Annotated in this window: 1 protein-coding gene; it reads left to right on the top strand. The window is 34.3% G+C overall.

Features of this window, described 5'->3' with window-relative positions; all coding sequences use genetic code 11:
* Positions 1 to 5 precede the first annotated feature (5 nt).
* Positions 6 to 303 (top strand): tail fiber domain-containing protein (locus tag ACODS7_RS32990; protein WP_488828787.1); only part of this gene is annotated, 298 nt, incomplete at its 3' end.

The raw sequence follows: 303 nt of genomic DNA, 5'->3' as shown, positions 1-303 counted from the left end.
GGGATTTGGAATGCCGAAGTCTAACTGTTAATGGGAACTTTTACAATAAATCAACGAAGAACATTAAAGCTAATATTAGGGATTTGCCGTTCGATCCTGTAGAAAAAATTATGGCTTTGCAACCAAGGAGTTACAACTTGAAAACAGAAGTAGAAAAGTTGTATAAGATGAGAGAAGAAAAAGAAGAAGGAGCAGAACCGTTCACAACGAAAGATATTGTAGCGAATTATGGTTTTATAGCAGAAGAAACCGATGAAATATTCAAATCAGAAGATGGTAAGGCTGTTAATATATATGGAACTT

It is taken from the genome of Bacillus sp. FG16 (genome assembly GCF_057809515.1).
The sequence above is the reverse complement of the archived record's forward strand: the minus strand, read 5'-3'. Positions and strand labels throughout refer to the sequence as shown.